Genomic DNA, 17,887 nt, shown 5'->3' with positions numbered 1-17,887 from the left:
CAAACCAAGGCCAGCCCGAACCGCGCCCTACCCTGAACCGCGCCCTACCCTGAACCGTCCGAGAAATCGAAACTCTCCAACCGTTGCGCCCGCCGGGTCGTCTTCTCGCTGGAGATCTTGATGTCGCGCAGATCGCCCTGCACCTGCCCGAAATGGCTGTCCAGCTTGTCCACCCGTTCGGACAACCGCCGCAGATCGTCCAGCAACAACCCAAGCTCGCGCCGCACCGCGCCCGCCTGTTCGCGCATCCGCGCGTCGCGCAAGATACCGCGCAGCGTGTTCAGCGTGGCCATGCAGGTGGTGGGCGATACGATCCAGACGTGGGCGGCGAAACCCTCGCGCACCAGTTCGGGAAAATTGCTGTGCAACTCGGCATAGACCGCCTCGGAGGGCAGGAACATCAGCGCGCCGTCGCCGGTCTCGCCCTTGATGATATACCGCTCGGCAATCGCCCTGATATGCAGGCGCACCGACTGGCGGAAGGCGCGCGTCGCCTCCAGCGTTTGGGCGTCAGTGTCCGCGCGGCGCAGGGCCTCATAGGCCTCCAGCGGGAATTTCGCGTCGATCACCAGGGGGCCGGGCGGCAGCGGCATGTGCACCAGGCAATCGGCCCGCCGCCCGTTCGACAGCGTGGCCTGCATGGTGAAGGCATCGGCGGGCAGCGCCTTGCCCACCAGATCATGCAACTGGATCTCGCCAAAAGCACCGCGCGCCTGCTTGTTCGACAAGATATCTTGCAAGGACAACACGTTGCCCGAAAGCTTCTCGATATTGGCCTGCGCGCGGTCAATCGCCTCCAACCGCTGTTGCAGCGCGCCCAATGACTGCGCGGTGCGGATCGAACTGCCGTCCAGCGCGGTGCCCATCCTGGTGCCCACTTCAGACAGCCGCTGTTCGACCACATGCAGCATATGCGCCTGCGCCTTGGCCTGCGCGTCGGACACATGATGCAGGCCGCCCGCCAGATGCTGTTGCCCGTCCGACAGCGCCTGGATCGTGCCGCCCATCTGGTTGACCTGCCAGGCCAGCGGCTCTACCGACCGGGCCGTGCGCGCAACCGCGCGCAAGATCAGCACCACCGCCAGCAGCAAAACGGCCCCGAAAAGGACCGCGATGACCATGGGATCATCCAGCGCATAGGTCCGGCCCGCAACGTCGATCATCGGCGGCCGAACAGCTTTTCGATATCGGCAAGGCTCAGCGCGACATAGGTCGGGCGGCCGTGGTTGCACTGGCCGGAATGCGGCGTCGCTTCCATCTCGCGCAGCAGCGCGTTCATCTCATCCGCCCGCATCTGCCGCCCCGACCGGACAGAGCCGTGGCAGGCCATGCGCGACAGCACCGCCTCCAGCCGCGCCTGCACCAACTGGCTGTCGCCCAGATCGGCCAATTCATCCGACACATCGCGGATCAGCGCGGCGGCGTTGACCACGCCCAGCGGCGCAGGCGTTTCGCGCACCGCCACCGCAGTGCCGCCGAATGGTTCCACCACCAGCCCCAGCCGCGCCAGCGCCTCGGCATGCTCCAACAGCCGCGCGGCCTCGGTCGCGGACATATCCACGATCTCGGGGATCAGCAGCGCCTGCGAGGGCACACCCTGCGCGCCCATCTGGCGTTTGAGGCGCTCATAAACCAGCCGCTCATGCGCCGCATGTTGATCGACAATCACGATACCATCGGCCGTCTGGGCGATGATGTAATTCTCATGCACCTGCGCGCGCGCCGCGCCCAGCGGCGCATCGGTCGCGCCCATATCTGCCACTTCTTGCCGCGCGGCGGGGGCGAAACCATTGAAAGCCGCAGCGCCATCGGCGAAACCCGGGGCCTCGGCAGCGCCCCGTGCTGCCCGATCCGGTGCGGCCCAATCCGGTGCGGCCCAGTCCTGCGGGGCCTGCCCCTGATGGGCGGCCCGCAAAACGCCCTGCGCCGGGCGGTGGTCCATCTGATAGACCCGCGCCGCACCACCGCCATGCCCCTCAGGCCGCATCGCGCCCAACGTCGCATCCCCCACGGTCGAGGATGCCCGGTGCCCCGCGCCCGCCAGCGCATGCCGCAGCCCGCTGACGATCAGCCCGCGCACCAGCCCGGGGTCGCGGAACCGCACCTCGGCCTTGGCGGGGTGGACGTTCACATCCACCAGTTGCGGGTCGCAATCGATGAACAGCGCCGCCGCCGGGTGCCGGTCGCGCGACAGGAAATCCATATAGGCGGCGCGCAGCGCCCCTGTCAGCATCTTGTCCCGCACCGGACGCCCGTTGACGAACAGATACTGCGTCACCGCCGCCCCGCGCGAATAGGTCGGCAGCGCGGCATAGCCGGTCATGCGATGCCCCTCACGCTCGGCATCGATCCACAGGGCATTGTCGATGAAATCGCGCCCGATGATCCGACCGAGCCGCCCGGCCAGCGCATCAAACAGCGTGCCTTGCTCCCCATCCACGCGGAAGATCACCCGCGCGCCGCCGTCCGACACATCGGTCAGGCTGAAACTGACGGCGGGTTCGGCCATGGCCAGCCGCCGCAGCGTGTCGGCAATCGCCTGCGCTTCGGCCCGGTCCGACCGCATGAATTTCAGCCGCGCGGGCGTGGCATAGAACAGATCGCGCAATTCGACCATCGTGCCACGCGACAACGCCGCAGGCACCACCGGATCGACGCGCCCGCCGCTGACACACAGCCGCGCCGCCTCATACCCCTGCGCGCGCGAGGTAAGGGTCAACCGCCCGACAGCGCCAAGACTGGGCAGCGCCTCGCCGCGAAACCCGAACGAGCGGATGTTGAGCAGGTCTGACCCGTCAATCTTCGATGTCGCATGCCGCGACAGCGCCAGCGGCAGATCGTCGGGCGCCATGCCATGCCCGTCATCGCTGACGCGGATCAGGGTCTTGCCGCCATCGGCATAGGCCACATCGACCCGCCGCGCGCCCGCATCAAGCGCGTTTTCCACCAGTTCCTTGACGGCAGAGGCCGCACGCTCCACCACCTCGCCCGCCGCGATGCGATTCGCGGCGGCTTCATCCAACTGGCGGATAGCGGGGCGTATGTTGGGGTCCAGATGCGTCATGCTACCAGCAATAGCATGCCCCCAAAGGCGCGCCAAGCGTTAGCGCGGGCCAGGCCGGTGTTGTCCACAGCAAACCCGCGCTTTGATTATTGCACCGCGCCCGCGTCCAACCCGTCAGGCTGGCCCACCACCACGAAATGCAGCGCATCAGCGTCCATCAGGTCACCCGCCACGCGGGCCATGTCTTCCACCGTCAGCGCATCGATCAGGTCATTGCGATAGTTCACATAATCAATGTCGAAGCCCTGAAACTGCATGCTCGACAGCACGCCCGCAATCGAAAGATTGCCGTCAAAGCGCAGCGGATAGGCCCCGGTCAGATAGGTCTGCACGCGGCTCAACTCTTGCTCTGAAATACCGTTTTGCGCCACATCTGCCCATTCCGAGCGCAACAGCTCGATCGCCTGCGCAGCGCGGGCATTCTCGGTCGACATGCGGCCCTGATAGGTCTCGCCCAGATCGGCGGTGGCCAGAAACGCGCCGACACCGTAGGTCAGGCCGCGCTCCTCGCGCAGACTGGTCATCAGGCGGGTGCCGAACCGCCCGCCGCCGAACACTTCGTTCAGCACATAGGCGGCCAGAAAATCCGGGTCATCGCGGGCAATCCCGTCATGGCCAAAGGCGATGACCGATTGCGGCCCGTCGAACGGCACCAATGTGATGCCCGGCGACAGGTCATACGTGGCCCGCCCCGGCAGCGGCGCGCCTTCCTCCGGCAGATCGCCCAGCAGATCATCCAGCAACGTGCCCAGCGCCTGCGCCGAGATATCGCCCGCCGCCCCCACGAACACCCGGTCCCGCGCCAGCGCGCCCTGATGCGCCGCAACCAGATCGTCGCGGGTCAACGCGGCGACGGTCTCGGGCGTGCCATCGGCGCTGCGCGCGTAAGGGTGGTCGCCATAGGCAAGGTCCGCGAACCGGCGCGAGGCGATGGCATTGGGGCTCACCGCATCTTGCCGCAGCCCGGCCAGCGCCTGCGCGCGCACCCGTTCAATCGCATCTTCGTCGAATCGCGGCTGGGTCAAAGCCTGCCGCAGCAGCGCCACCGCTTCATCGCGGTTTTCGGTCAGGAACCTGGCCGAGATACTGACCGTATCGCGCCCCGCCGTGACCCGCATTTCCAGCGCCAACTCTTCGGCGGCCGCCGCGAATTCCTGGGCATCCAGATCGCCCGCGCCCTCGTTCAACAGGCCCGCCATCAGCGCGACGGCCCCGGCATTCTGCGCGCCTTCAATATTCGCGCCACCCCGAAACGTCAGATCCAGCGCGGTGAAGGGGATCGAGGGTTCTTCGGCCAGCCACGCTGTTACGCCGCCCGCCGAGGTCACCGGCGTGATGTCGATTTGCGCGCGCGCGGGCAGCGCCAGCCAGATCAGGGTCAGCGGAACGGTCAGGACCAGGCGGATCATTGCGTCACCTCTTCAGACATTGCGGGTTGGGCGTCGATGTTTGCAGCCGCGCCAGCGTCGGGGGCCGGGTCAGGCGCTGCTGTATCCTGCGCCGAATCCTGCGCGGCATCAGCCGCCTCCGGAGCCATTGCCTCCGGCACCATCGCGTCAGCCGCCTCCGGCGGCGGGCCCGCCCAGCCCGTCACCGATTCCGCGCGGCGGTCAAAGATCTGCCGCGCCGCTTCCATCACATCCGCCTCGGTCACCGCCATCAGGGCGGCGGGCCACTCCTGCACATCGGCAACGGTCAACCCGTTGCTCAGCGCCGCGCCATATTCCCGGGCGCGGCTTTGCGTGTCGTCCAGCCCGTAGATCTCGGATGCGCGGATCTGCGTCTGTACCCGGGCCAGTTGGTCGGCATCGACCCCGGTTTCCAGGAACCCGGCAATCGCGCGGTCCAACGCCGCTTCGGCTTGCTCCAGCGACACGCCCTCGACCGGCATGATCCCCACGGCGAAAATCGCGTCATCCACCCAGGTCCCGCTGTACGAGGCCCAGGTGCTCAGCGCCACGCCCTCGTCAAAGTTCAACCGGCGCTCCAGCACCGAGGTCGTCGGGCTGCCGCCCAGCAACGCCGCCAACACCTGCAAGGCCGCCGCGTCTTCCGGCGCGCCGGAGTCCCGGCGTGGGGCCAGATACTGGCGGCTGACATAGGGCTGCGCGATCCGCGCGTCATGATAGATCACCCGGCGCTCGGCCAGTTGCGGCGGTTCTTGCGGACGGCTGCGCGCGACAATATCGGGATTGGGCGCAATCGGGCCGTAATGTTCCTGCGCCATCGCGCGCACCGTCTCGGCGTCGACATCGCCCGCGACCACCAGCACCGCATTATTCGGCCCGTAATGGCGCGCATAGAACGCCATCGCATCCGCGCCGGTCAAATCCTCCATCTCGTGCCGCCAGCCGATGATGGGCGTGCCGTAGGGATGGTTCTGGAACAGCGCGGCGCGCAATTGTTCGTTGAACACCGCCCCCGCCCGGCTTTCCAGCACCTGCCCGCGTTCCTCCAGAATGACCGAGAGCTCCGGCTGCCAATCGGCATCGGTAAACGCAAGGTCGGTCATCCGGTCAGCTTCGAGCTGCATCATCAGTTCCAGCCGGTCGGCGGCGACGCGCTGGAAATATCCGGTGTAATCCCAACTGGTAAACGCATTGTCGCGCCCGCCCTGCGCCTCGACCGTGGCAGAGAATTCGCCGGCCTCGGTCGTGTCGGTGCCCTTGAACATCAGGTGTTCGAGGAAATGCGCGATGCCCGATTTGCCCACCGGCTCATCTGCCGCGCCCACGCGGTACCAGACCATATGCACCGCGACAGGTGCGCGCCGGTCCTCGATGACAACGACTTCCATGCCGTTATCCAGCGTGAACTGGCTGACGCCTTCCTCGGCGGTGGGCTGGATGTCGGTTGCCTGCGGCGCTGCCGCTGGCCCGTTAACCGCTGGCCCGTTAACCGCTGGCGCAGTGGTCTGCGCGCGCGCGCCGGGCGCAAAGCCCACACCCGCACCGCCGCCAAAGCCTACCGCGCCGATGCTCAGGCCGACCAATGCGATCACCCCTGCGGCCCGCGTTACCATTGTGCTTCGGATCATCGGCCATCCCCTATCCTGCTGCCCTTGGGGATGCATGTACGACATGGCCCGGACAGTTCAAGCCGGGGCACGGCGTTGTGACAGCCCTCGGGTGCCGCATCAGCGGTTTACCGCAGCGCTCAGCCAATGGCGCCCCAAACCGGACACCACCAGACGCACGAGGCCAGCCCGCCGCGTCGGCTCTATTGTGCGATAGCGGGGGGGGCAGCAGGGGTGCGCACGCCCACGCGGCGCCAGCGTTCCAGCTCGGCATAGCGGTCCAGCGCCAGCGGGCGGTACGCGTCATGATAGACGTTTACGGCAAAGATCCGCTCCAGGATGCGGCCCTTGTTGGCCTCGCGGTAGGCAAGATCCTCAGCGGCCAGTTGCCCCCGGATGTCACCCGCGACGCCATACCGCCCGGCCCGCGCCAAAAGCGCGCTGTCGGATGCGGGCACGCCGGACCGGGTGGCGGCCGCAGCCGACCCGCCCATCGCCACGGCGACATCGGCGCGCGGCACCGGATCGACGCGGTTGGTCCCCGCAGGCGTGGGTTCGGGCAGCGCGGCCAGATTGTCGGGCATTTCCAGCGGGCGCGTCGGCACGATGGAAAATTCGTCCGGCCCGCTGTGCTGTTCGGCAGCAAACATCAGGCGCGGCGCGCCATCACCTTGCGAACATCCCGCCAGCACCATCAGTGCCAGCCCGGTCGCCGCCGCCACACTACCTTGCCCTCGCCGCATCGAAAGCCCCCTCAGATCAAAGCTGTCCGCACTCAATTACCTTAGCCTCTTAGCCTATCTTTGCGCGGGCGTCACGGGGTCTTGTCGCCCGCAGCCCCATCCGCCCGCCCCGAGAATACCGCCAGCCCGATGGCACCGGCAAAGATCGCCACATCCGCGACGTTGAATGCAAAGGGGTTGCGCAGCCCGCAGCACGACATGTTCAGGAAATCCGCCACCGCGCCATACAGCACCCTGTCCACCACATTGCCCAGCGCGCCGCCGATCAGCACGCCCGCGCTCAGCAACATGCCAGGTCGCGGGTCGCGCCGCACCCAGACCCACACCCAGCCCGAGATGCCCAGCGCCACCGCGATCAGCACCCAGCGCATGACATCCGTCCCGCCGCCGAACAGCCCGAAATTCACCCCGGTGTTCCACGCCATCGAGAAATTGAGGTAGGGGTCGAAGACCTCGATGAACAGCCGGTGCTGCAGGCCCAGTTCGAACACCACATACCATTTGGTCAACTGGTCGATCACGAAGATCAGCGCGGCGGCACCGATGATGTATTTCATCGGGTGCCGGGCCGGGGTGCGGTCGATCTGGTTCATGGGGGAATGCCTGCCCGTTGTGAAAAGGTGGGCCGCGCGCCCGACACCGGCGCGCGGCAAATCGCGTCCTAGTGCCGGAAATGCCGCTGCCCGGTGAACACCATGGCCAGCCCCGCCGCATCGGCGGCGGCGATCACCTCGGCATCGCGCACCGAACCGCCGGGCTGGATGATCGCGCGCGCGCCTGCCTCGGCGGCAGCCAACAGCCCGTCGGCAAAGGGGAAAAACGCATCCGACGCCACGACAGAGCCCTGCGTCAGCGCCCCCGGAAGGCCCATCACTTCCGCCATGTCCACCGATTTGCGCGCGGCGATGCGCGTGCTGTCCACCCGGCTCATCTGTCCGGCACCGATGCCCACCGTGGCCAGATCCTTCACATAGACAATCGCGTTCGATTTCACATGCTTGGCAACCTTCCACGCGAACATCAGGTCGGCCAGTTCATCGGCATCGGGCGCGCGCTTCGTCACGACCTGCAACGCGGTTTCCAGAATCATGCCATTGTCACGGTCCTGCACCAACATCCCGCCCGACACCTGCCGGAACGCCAGCCCCGGCGCCATCGGGTTGCCCAGCCCCTTCGTGGTCAGCAGGCGCAGGTTCTTCTTCCTGGCGAAATGCGCAATGGCGGCATCATCCGCGCCCGGCGCAATCACAACCTCGGTGAAAATGCCGGAAATTGCTTCGGCCGTGGCCAGATCCAGCTTCATGTTCAGCGCGATGATCCCCCCGAACGCCGAGGTACGGTCGCAGTCAAACGCCCGCGCATAGGCCTGCGTCAGGGTGTCGCCCCGTGCCACGCCGCAGGGGTTGGCATGCTTGATGATCGCGCAGGCCGGGCCATCGGTGGGCAGGAATTCCGACACCAGCTCGAACGCCGCATCGGTGTCGTTGATGTTGTTATAGGACAGCTCCTTGCCCTGATGCTGGGTGGCGGTGGCCACGCCGGGGCGGTCCGACCCGTCGGTATAGAAGGCGGCCCGCTGGTGCGGGTTCTCGCCATAGCGCAACGGCTGCGCCAACGTGCCCGCAAAGACCCGGCGGCGCGGGGTCTCTACCCCGATCGCGCCCGCCATCCAGGTAGACACCGCCGCATCATAGGCGCCGGTGCGGGCATAGGCGGTCTGGGCCAGCCGCTGGCGGAAGGCCAGTGTCGTCTGGCCGTCTTGCGCGTCCAGCTCGGCCAGCAGGGCGGCATAATCCTCGGGGTCGGTGACAACGCTCACAAACCCGTGGTTCTTCGCCGCTGCCCGGATCATCGCCGGGCCGCCGATATCGATGTTTTCGACCGCTTCGGCGTAATCCGCCCCGCGCGCCACGGTCGCCTCGAACGGGTAGAGGTTGACGACCAGCAGATCAATCGGCGCGATCCCATGATCCTGCATCGCACCCAGATGCCCGGCATCGTCGCGCAAGGCCAGCAACCCGCCATGCACCATCGGATGCAGCGTCTTGACGCGGCCATCCATCATTTCGGGAAACCCCGTCAGGTCGGACACATCGCGCACCGCCAGCCCGGCGTCGCGCAACGCCGCCGCCGTGCCCCCGGTGGACACCAGATCGACACCGCGCGCGGCCAGCGCACGGCCCAGTTGCACCAATCCGGTCTTGTCGGACACCGACAGAAGGGCGCGTTTTACGGGGGCAAGGTCAGTCATGTCAGGTCCAGTCACTTTGCTTCAGGGTCAGGGCTTCAGGTTCAGGGTCGGGGCTTCAGGGTCGGGGTCAGGGCTTCAGGGTCGGGGCTTCGGGATCTTGGTTTGGGGGGCGGCGCTTCGGGGTCCATGCAAGACGGGTTCACACGCGCCGCCCGCTCAGTAATCGGGCATCGCCAGCGGGTCGTCGCGGCCAATGTCGCGCATCGCGACGGGCGTATCTTGCGCCTTGGCCAGCGTCCAGGTGATGTGGCTGGTATAGTCAAGCGCCACGCCTGACAATACGATCTGCTGGCTGGGGCGCGGTTTCAGCCGGCCTTTTTCAAGGTAGACCGAAGGTTCCAGCGTCATGCGCACCGCGCCCTCGGCCCGGAAAACCCAGATTTCACCGGACCGCAGCGCAATCGACACCGCCGTGTCATTCATGTCGAGCGAGGCATCGACATCGGGATGCAAATGGAACCGCACCGCGAAATGCACGCCCGACAGCCGCGTGCGGTCCAGCACCGCGCCAAAACGCTTGCGGTCGGCGGGCGTCAGCGCCGACAGCGAATCCTCGCCCATCAGCGCGCGGCCATCAGTGGACAGGTCCAGACAGCGCACATGGGTCAGCCCGTGGCTGGCCAGATAACCGTCGTGCGACAGCAACAGCACCGTCGCATAGCCCTTGTCGGTGCGGTCGAAACTGACATGGTGCGGCCCGTCCGTCAGGCGCGGACGCCCCGTGCTGTCATCCGACGCCATGCGCGCGGATGAAAATCCGTCGATCGACAACGTGGAATGCGACGCGCTGGCCCGGCCCGCGCGTTCCCAATCCGGGCCAAACGGCATGCCAGACCCGCAATTGACCACCACGGGCCGCCGGTTCGAGCTCAATTCGAACGCCAGCGTCGAGGCATGGGCAAAGCGCGACGCCTCGCCCACCGGCGGCGGACTGGCATCCACCACCACCGTGGTGCGCCCGCCCGACAGCCGCGCGTAGCCCATCGCCCGCCCATCGGCGGCGACCGTGCGGATGCCCGACGCCGCCAGCGCGTGATCCAGCCGCCCCTCCATCCCGCGCCCGCCGCCGTGGAACCGTGCAAGGCCGCCATCGGCATGGCGCAGGGTGCGCAGGGTAACGCTGATGCGTTCAATCGCGGCGATGTGATCGGGCGCGGCCATCTGCCCGTTTTCCGACAGCGCCTGCGCGGCCCAGGTCAGCAGGGTGAAGACCTCCAGCAATTCCTCGGGGTTGCGGGTGGGGATACCGCCGCCCGCGTCAATCGCCTCCTTGCAGGCGCGCGACAGCGCGGCCTTGGCGGGGGCAACGTGACGCTCCATCCCCTCCAGCGCCAGACCCGCATAGATCAGCCCGGTCAGCGCCTCGAATCGCGGCAGGCCGGGGCTGCTGACCTGCCAGCGCCGCGCCAGAAAGGCCGTCTGCTGGCTGAGCGAGCGAAAGAACTTATCGGCATTTTCAGGCGACTGCACCGACAAGAGGAACAGCGCGTGGTTGATCCACCGGATCACCCGCCGTCCGGTCAGATCGGCGGTCCAGCCCGGCCCCCGGCCCCCCGAATACCGCGCGATCCATTCCCAGACCCAGGCCTGCGCCACCACCCGCGCCTCGCGGTCGCCCACGGCGGCCAGATGATCCAGCCAGCCGAACCCGTGCAGCGCATCGGCAAATTGCGGATGCGGGGCGGGGATGTCCCAGGGCTGCGCGCCCTTGGCCTCTACCAGATGCCCGGCCAGCAAGATGTTGCCCGCCACCAGCTGCCGCCCCCGCGCGAACAGGCCGATGGTGCGCGGCTCGGGCTGCGAGACGAACCCCGTCGCCCGCGCCGACACGCGACACATCCGCGCCGTCACCCGGTTGACCAATCGGGTACGCCGCGTGGCCAAACCGCCGTTCAGGGCTGCCTCGCTGTTCATGTTCCGGCTTCTTCCCGTGCCAATTTTCTGCTCTGCGGCAGTTTACCGCCGCGCGCACCCGGTGTCACCGCCCAATCGGTCAGGTTCACGCGATCAGCCCGCTGCCGCTGCCGTTTCCGCCCCGATCCGTAGCGCGACCATGTAAAACCCGTCGATCCCACCCAGTTCCGGCCAATAATCAGGCCGGGTGCGGATGCCGCCGTCAGCCGTGCGCCAATCCTCAGGGAGGCCGGGCAGCGTCACAGGCTGTGCCACCACATGCGGATGCCGGTCCAACGCGGCGCGCGCCTGATCTTCACCCTCGGCCGCCAGAAGCGAGCAGGTGCAATAAACCGCCACACCCCCGGGGCGCAGCAACCCGGCCGAGGGCGTCAGCACCCGGTCCAGCAACCGCGCCTGCAACGCAGTCAAGGCCGCCAGATCCCCCGCAGCCTTCGCAAACGGCAGGTCCGGGTGGCGGCGGATCGTGCCGCTGGCCGAACAGGGCGCATCCAGCAGCACCGCATCGAACGGCGCGTCGGGCAGCCAATGCAGCGCATCAGCGGTGACGATTTCCGCCTCCAGCCCGGTGCGCGCCAGATTGTCGCGCAGCCGCGCCAGCCGTGGCCCCGACAGGTCCAGCGCCGTCACCTGCGCACCCGCTGCCGCCAATTGCATCGTCTTGCCGCCGGGTGCCGCACAAAGGTCCAGCACCCGCAGGCCTGCCACATCGCCCAGCATGCGCGCGGGCAAGGCGCTGGCGGCATCTTGCACCCACCAATCGCCCGCGTCATACCCCGGCAGCGCGCTGATCTGCGCGCCCGCAACCCGCAGCGACCCCGTGGGCAGCGTCACACCATCGGGCCCAGCCACGCCCGGCCGCAACGTCAGGTCGGTCGCTGCACCTTCCATATGCGCGGCCTCGATCGCACCGACCACCGCGCGCCCATAATGATGCACCATCGGCTGGCGCAGCCATTGCGGCAGACGTTGCGGCGGCAGCGCGGCCCATGTGCCGTCGGGCGTCTCGCTGGCGCGGCGCAGCACGGCATTCACCATCCCCGCCATGGCCTGCAACCGCCGGTCCCCGCGCAACGCCCCAACGGCCGAGTTCACGACCCCGTAGGCCGCCGCCCCCTCATGCAGCATCTCCACCACCGCCAGCCGCAACAGGTTCTTCACATGCGGCGGCGGGGCCTTGCGCAAATGCGGGCTCAGAATCGCATCCGCGCGGTCCAGATGCCGCAGCGTGGTCAGCGCCAGCCGCTGCGCCCGCGCGCACCCGGCGGGGTCCAGCGCGGCAAAAGCGGCAGGCGGCGCGGTCAGCACCTCGGGCAGTGACGCGCCCGTATCGGGCGACAGCACCGCATCAAGCAAGGCCACCGCCCCGCCGCGCGGGCTGGGCGGGATGACGGCGGCCTTGGCGCGGCGCGCAGGCGCGGGCTTGCTGTCTGGCTTGCGGCTGTCTGCCATGGTCTTCCCTTCTGATCGTGCGCGCCCGGGATGGGCTGGGCCGTGTTGGGCTGGGGCCGTGTTGGGCCGGGGCTGTATCAGGCTGGGGGCCGGTGGCCCCTTGCCGCATATCGCCGCCGCAGTATATCATGCATCACCGCCGCACAAGGAAAGCGCCCGCGATCCGGCGCGCCGCAGGAAGGACCGAACGCCCCATGACAGACCAGGCACCCGAAATGACTGACCAGGCCCCCGAACCGACTGAAACCAGCGCCCCCGAGGCGCAGCGCGCCGACCTGCCCCCCGCCGCCGCGCGTGCGCTGGCCGAAGCAGCCGAGCGTCGGCGCATCGCCGATGCCGCCGCCCCGCCCCCGCTGGAACTGGGCGGGCGCAAAGGCCCCGAACCCGTGCGCTACGGCGATTGGGAGAAAAAGGGCATCGCCGTCGATTTCTGACGCTGTTTCTGACGCTGTCGCGGCACTGCGCCTCACCGCCGCCCGCTGACAGCACACTGCGCCTCCTTTTCGGGGCGGCAGGCAATCCCCCCGGCCCCTCCTGAGCCGCCCGCGCACATCGTGACAGGCCGTGCATCGAAAGGCCGGGCATCGACAGGCCGGGCATCGACAGGCGGGGCATCGACAGGCCGGACATCGGCGGGCCGTGCATCGACAGGCGGGGGTACGGCGGTCCGCCTGCCCCGCTATTGCGCGTTATGCCAACCACATCCCTGTACACCCGCCGCTGCGCCCAACCCCAGTCGCATCGCCGGGCCGTCGGGCGGCCCGTCGGTGCGCGGCTGCCTGCGGCCTTGAGTCCGCGCAAAACACGACCGATGACAGCGTCCCCGGGCACCCGGACCACAAACCCGTGCTGCACCGCGCGCCCCCTAAAAAATTGACAAGTCCCCCCGCCCCGCTTATCTGAGGTACGTCGTCCAGCCTTGGGGCGATGTCATAAAAGCGTATCCACGATGGACGAAGGTTCCAGGCGGGGGCCACGACGCGCCCCCCAAACCCCGACGGCGAGTTCCCTCGCCACAGCACCAACCCGCGCGCGGCGGGCGGGCCTCGGGGCGTAACCCGGTCCGCACCCCCGGCGTCGCATGATTGACGACAAAGGACCGGGGATGACCAAACACAGCCCACTTTCAGACTACCGCTTCGACCCCGAAACCTCGACCGATCAGGCGCATGTCGCGCTGGTCGCGCTGGAAATAGAGCGGCTGCTGCACGAAGGCGACCAGAGCGCCGTGCGCGACTTTCTCGCCGGGCAGGAACTGGCCGATATCGCGGGCTATGTCGAGGAATTGAACGTGGGCGACGACCTCGCCGCCATGCGCCTGTTGCCGCTGCACGATCAGGCTGAACTGATCGCCTACCTGCGCCCGTCCAGCCAGATGGAGATCGCGACCCGCATGCCCCGCCGCGAACTCGCCGCGCTGATGACCGCGATGAGCCATGATGAACGCGCCGACCTCTTCAAACAGCTCTCCGATGAGGCGCAAGAAGCGATTCTCCCCGCCCTGACCAAGGCCGAGCGTGAAGACCTCCGCCGCCTTGCCAGCTATGCGGAATGGACCGTGGGGTCGGTCATGACCTCGGATTACGCCACGCTGTCCCCCGACATGACGCCAACCCAGGCGCTGGAAGCGCTGCGCAGCCAGGCGCTCGAGGCTGAAACCGTCTATACCGCCTATATCGTCGATCAAAGCCGCCACCTGCTGGGCGTGTTGGAATTGCGCGACATCCTGATGGCCCGCCCCCGGCAGCATGTCGGCGACATCATGGACCGCGAACCGATCTTCGTGCGCGCCGATGCCGAACAGGAAGAGGCCGCGAAACTGGTCGCGCGCTATGACCTGATCGCGCTGCCGGTGCTTGATGGCAACGACCAACTGGTCGGCATCGTCACCGCCGATGACGCGATGGACGTCCACGAAGAAGAAGTGACCGAGGATTTTCACAAAGGCTCTACCATCGGGCCGATCGAAACCTCGGTCTCCGAAGCCACGATTGCCGTCCTCTACAAGGCGCGCATCTTCTGGCTGGTGCTGCTGGTGTTCGGCAACATCTTTTCCGGCGCGGGCATCGCCGCGTTCGAGGAAACCATTGCCGCGCATCTGTCGCTGCTGTTCTTCCTGCCGCTCCTGATCGCCTCGGGCGGCAATGCGGGCGCGCAATCGGCCACGCTGATGGTGCGCGCGCTGGCCACGGGCGATGTGCGGCCCAGCGATTTCGGCCGCCTTCTGGGGCGTGAGGTGCTGATTGCCCTCGCCCTCGGGCTGACCATGGCGGTCGCGGTCTCGGCCATCGGGGTCTGGCGCGGCGGGCCTGCGATTGCGCTGGTCGTCGCGGTGTCGATGATCATCATCGTGCTGGCGGGCGCGCTGATCGGCATGTGCCTGCCGTTCATCTTCGCCAAGATCAACCGCGACCCCGCTGCGGCCTCTGGCCCGCTGGTGACCTCCATGGCTGACGTGCTGGGCGTGCTGACCTATTTCACCATTGCCGCCGCATTGCTCGACGTTTGACGCATCGCGGCCAGAACCGCCCCCCCCCCGGTTCTGGCCCCCAAATACCCCAACACGAAGCAAGCTGGCCTGCGTTCATTTCCATGAACGCGGGCCATTTTGACGCCATAATGCGGGGGTATGCCGGGTCGGACCACGCCCAAGCTCCCGCCAAAGCCCCCCGCCCAAAGCCCCCGGCCCAAACCCCAATGGAACCGCAATGTCCGATCCTGAACCCGTCAGCGCCACAACCCCCGACTGGTCGCGCGAAGCACCGCGCGGCTTCTGGGACCCCTCGCGCAACCTGCTGCGCGCCATCCGCCGGTATCAATCGGCGCGCGGGCGGCTGGCCCGCCGCTATTGGCGGCTGTCCCATACCTTCTGGTCGGTGGTAACGCAGGCCGAAATCGACCTGAACGCCCGGATCGGCGGCGGCCTTCTGATCCCGCATCCCAATGGCATCGTCATCCACCCCGATGTGGTGATCGGCCCCAACTGCCTGATCTTCCAGCAAGTTACCCTGGGCGCGAACGGCCCCGACGGCGTGCCGACCGTGGGCGGCCATGTGGATATCGGCGCGGGCGCAAAGATCCTGGGCCGCCTCACCATTGGCGACCATGCGCTGATCGGCGCCAATGCCGTCGTCACCCGCGACGTGCCCGCGCACGCGACAGCGCGCGGCATTCCGGCCGCGAACCACCCCGCACCCGCGCTTGCATCCAAAGGGGTTTCTGGCTAGATCACGGCCCATTACCCGGGCCATCCCCTTTGGGCCGAAACCACACAGTCAGGACAGCGGACATGGACAGCATCAGCGCGCTTCGGGCGAAGTATCTGGAACAGATCGGCGCGGCCCATGCCCCCGATACGCTCGAGGCCGTGCGGCTGGCCGCCCTTGGCAAGAAGGGCGAAATCAGCCTCATGATGCGCGAACTCGGCAAGATGCCCGCCGAGGAACGCCAGTCCGCAGGCCCCGCGCTGAACGCCCTGAAGAATGAGGTGGACGCCGCGCTGCGCGCCCGCAAGTCCGGGTTGGAGGATGCCGCCCTCGATGCCCGCCTGCGCAGCGAATGGCTGGATGTCACCCTGCCCGGCCGCCCCCGGCCCATGGGCACCATCCACCCGGTGTCCCAGGTGATGGAGGAACTGACCGCGATCTTCGCCGATATGGGCTTTGCCGTGGCCGAAGGCCCGCAGGTGGAATCCGACTGGTACAATTTCGACGCGCTCAACATCGCGCCCGAACACCCCGCGCGGCAAGAGCATGATACCTTCTTCCTGCACCGCGCGCCCGGTGACGACCGCCCGCCGCATGTGCTGCGCACCCATACCAGCCCCGTGCAGATCCGCGCGATGCAGGCACAGGGCGCACCGATCCGCGTGATCGCGCCGGGCCGCGTCTACCGCATGGACATGGACCAGACCCACGCGCCGATGTTCCATCAGGTCGAGGGGCTGGCGATTGACCGCGACATCTCGATGGCGCAACTGAAATGGACGCTGGAAGAATTCTGCCGCGCGTTCTTTGAGGTCGATCAGGTCGAACTGCGCTTCCGCGCCTCGCATTTCCCCTTCACCGAACCCTCGGCCGAGGTCGATATCCGCTGTTCGTGGAAAGACGGCCAGCTGAAAATCGGCGAGGGCGACAGCTGGATGGAAATCCTCGGCTCCGGCATGGTCCACCCGAATGTGCTGCGCGCGGGCGGCATCGACCCCGACGCATGGCAGGGCTTCGCCTTCGGCATGGGCATCGACCGCATCGCCATGCTGAAATACGGCATCCCCGATCTGCGCGCGTTCTTCGAATCCGACCTGCGCTGGCTGCGCAACTACGGCTTTTCCGCGCTGGACAAGCCCGAACTGGCGGGCGGGTTGAGCAGGTGAGCACGACCTACGGCGACAAGGAGATTGTCGCCGTGTTGCGGGGTGTGGCCGAGGCGGATGGGCAGGAAGTGCTGTGGACCTTGGCCAACAGCTATCAGCGCTATGAAAATGGTCCTTTCGACGAAGACATAGAATATCGCGATTTTCAAGAAAGCCAAACGCTCCATATTGAGGGTGCAGTTGAAAAAGAACTGCTTCGCTTCCGCTCTGAGCGAGCGGACCATGACCTTAATACGGTTGCTACCTTTGTATCGCTCACCGCCAAAGGAAACGATTTTCTGCGAGATAAAACAAAGTCTTGGTGGGAACGTGCCGCGAACAACATCGCTGGAAACCTCCCGACCATACTCACCGCCGTTGTAACTGCCCTGCTGATTGCTTTCCTGCTTAACTTTCTCGACATCGGATAACCAACCTCCCCTACATCCCGCCCGTGACGCGCCAGCGGCACGGGCAGCGCCCGAACCGCCCCCACGGGGCGGGCGCTTTGCACCCACCCCTCGGTTCGGGCGCTGCCCTGTCGTTGTACGCAACCGGGCTAAGGCGGACTACCCAGCCCCCTTCAAGCAACCTTCCCGTCAAAATTCCACGGCACCCCGTCTTCCGCATAGCGGCGCTGCAAATGCTCGGTCATCGCAGCGCGGTCTTCGCGTGCCTCGCGTTCGCGGTGCATTTCTTCCAGCCCGCGCGCCATATACCCGAATTGCGGCTTCTCTGCCTCCACCGCTTCAGCCCGGTTGCGGTAATGGTCCACGGTTTCCGCGCCGCGCACCACGCCTGCCAGCCGCGCATGCATGTAGCTGCGCAGCACCTGCCCGATGCGCGGCCCGTACCCCGGCCCCATGGAGCGGAAGAACTTCAGCACCTCGGCGTCCAGCGCCAGTGTCACCTTCTCGCGCCGGGCGTCGGGCACGGCACGGGCAATTTCATGCCATTCCGGCGGGATGCGGCCCGTCGCCTCGATGGTGTTGTGCAGATCCCATTCCAGCCGGCGCATGACCTCGGCCATGTAGTAGAAATGCTTGCGCTGGGTCGGTGTCTGGGTTTTCAGGTCGGGCATCGGGCAACCTCTGGG

General features: G+C 67.2%; 15 protein-coding genes. 5 read left to right on the top strand and 10 right to left on the bottom strand.

Annotated features, from left to right (window positions below):
* Window positions 1–44: 44 nt before the first annotated feature.
* The 9 genes from H9529_RS13745 to H9529_RS13705 all read right to left on the bottom strand — a co-directional run bounded on the left by H9529_RS13745 (window position 45) and on the right by H9529_RS13705 (window position 12,377).
* Window positions 45–1,163, bottom strand: coding sequence for a DNA recombination protein RmuC (locus H9529_RS13745; RefSeq protein ID WP_092885137.1), 1,119 nt, complete (start codon window positions 1,161–1,163; stop codon window positions 45–47).
* Window positions 1,160–3,064, bottom strand: a complete 1,905-nt coding sequence (gene mutL / locus H9529_RS13740; protein WP_092885135.1) for a DNA mismatch repair endonuclease MutL — start codon at window positions 3,062–3,064, stop codon at window positions 1,160–1,162. The genes H9529_RS13745 and mutL overlap by 4 nt, the downstream gene beginning before the upstream one ends.
* A gap of 86 nt (window positions 3,065–3,150) precedes the next feature.
* A complete protein-coding gene (locus H9529_RS13735) occupies window positions 3,151–4,473 on the bottom strand; it encodes a M16 family metallopeptidase (RefSeq protein ID WP_092885133.1) in 1,323 nt (440 codons plus the stop codon).
* Window positions 4,470–6,101, bottom strand: a complete 1,632-nt coding sequence (locus tag H9529_RS13730; RefSeq protein WP_223814172.1) for a M16 family metallopeptidase — start codon at window positions 6,099–6,101, stop codon at window positions 4,470–4,472. The genes H9529_RS13735 and H9529_RS13730 overlap by 4 nt, the downstream gene beginning before the upstream one ends.
* Window positions 6,102–6,283: 182 nt before the next feature.
* Window positions 6,284–6,823, bottom strand: a complete 540-nt coding sequence (locus tag H9529_RS13725) for a DUF3035 domain-containing protein (RefSeq protein ID WP_092885131.1) — start codon at window positions 6,821–6,823, stop codon at window positions 6,284–6,286.
* Between the two features lie 71 nt (window positions 6,824–6,894).
* Window positions 6,895–7,380, bottom strand: a complete 486-nt coding sequence (locus tag H9529_RS13720; protein ID WP_092885408.1) for a signal peptidase II — start codon at window positions 7,378–7,380, stop codon at window positions 6,895–6,897.
* Between the two features lie 104 nt (window positions 7,381–7,484).
* Complete coding sequence (gene purH, locus H9529_RS13715) at window positions 7,485–9,074, bottom strand: bifunctional phosphoribosylaminoimidazolecarboxamide formyltransferase/IMP cyclohydrolase (RefSeq protein WP_092885130.1); 1,590 nt, start codon at window positions 9,072–9,074, stop codon at window positions 7,485–7,487.
* Window positions 9,075–9,230: 156 nt separating this feature from the next.
* A complete protein-coding gene (locus H9529_RS13710) occupies window positions 9,231–10,988 on the bottom strand; it encodes a heparinase II/III family protein (RefSeq protein WP_092885128.1) in 1,758 nt (585 codons plus the stop codon).
* Between the two features lie 93 nt (window positions 10,989–11,081).
* A complete protein-coding gene (locus H9529_RS13705) occupies window positions 11,082–12,377 on the bottom strand; it encodes an RsmB/NOP family class I SAM-dependent RNA methyltransferase (RefSeq protein ID WP_397544907.1) in 1,296 nt (431 codons plus the stop codon).
* A gap of 257 nt (window positions 12,378–12,634) precedes the next feature.
* Between H9529_RS13705 and H9529_RS13700 the strand changes: the two genes are divergently transcribed.
* From H9529_RS13700 to H9529_RS13680, 5 genes are all read left to right on the top strand, one after another.
* The gene (locus H9529_RS13700; protein WP_397544876.1) at window positions 12,635–12,874 is read left to right on the top strand and encodes a DUF1674 domain-containing protein; all 240 of its coding nucleotides are present in this window, start codon (window positions 12,635–12,637) and stop codon (window positions 12,872–12,874) included.
* Between the two features lie 671 nt (window positions 12,875–13,545).
* The gene (gene mgtE, locus H9529_RS13695) at window positions 13,546–14,949 is read left to right on the top strand and encodes a magnesium transporter (protein WP_092885124.1); all 1,404 of its coding nucleotides are present in this window, start codon (window positions 13,546–13,548) and stop codon (window positions 14,947–14,949) included.
* 199 nt (window positions 14,950–15,148) lie between these two features.
* A complete protein-coding gene (locus H9529_RS13690; RefSeq protein ID WP_092885122.1) occupies window positions 15,149–15,667 on the top strand; it encodes a serine O-acetyltransferase in 519 nt (172 codons plus the stop codon).
* A gap of 71 nt (window positions 15,668–15,738) precedes the next feature.
* Window positions 15,739–16,812, top strand: a complete 1,074-nt coding sequence (pheS, locus tag H9529_RS13685) for a phenylalanine--tRNA ligase subunit alpha (RefSeq protein ID WP_176846836.1) — start codon at window positions 15,739–15,741, stop codon at window positions 16,810–16,812.
* Window positions 16,809–17,222, top strand: a complete 414-nt coding sequence (locus tag H9529_RS13680) for a hypothetical protein (protein WP_092885119.1) — start codon at window positions 16,809–16,811, stop codon at window positions 17,220–17,222. Before pheS ends, H9529_RS13680 begins: the two co-directional genes overlap by 4 nt.
* Window positions 17,223–17,374: 152 nt before the next feature.
* On the opposite strand, the gene H9529_RS13675 is transcribed toward H9529_RS13680, so the two are convergent.
* Window positions 17,375–17,872, bottom strand: coding sequence for a BrnA antitoxin family protein (locus H9529_RS13675; protein WP_092885118.1), 498 nt, complete (start codon window positions 17,870–17,872; stop codon window positions 17,375–17,377).
* Window positions 17,873–17,887: the final 15 nt, after the last annotated feature.

The sequence above is a fragment of the Roseicitreum antarcticum genome, assembly GCF_014681765.1.
GTDB lineage: Bacteria > Pseudomonadota > Alphaproteobacteria > Rhodobacterales > Rhodobacteraceae > Roseicitreum > Roseicitreum antarcticum.
The sequence above is the reverse complement of the archived record's forward strand: the minus strand, read 5'-3'. Positions and strand labels throughout refer to the sequence as shown.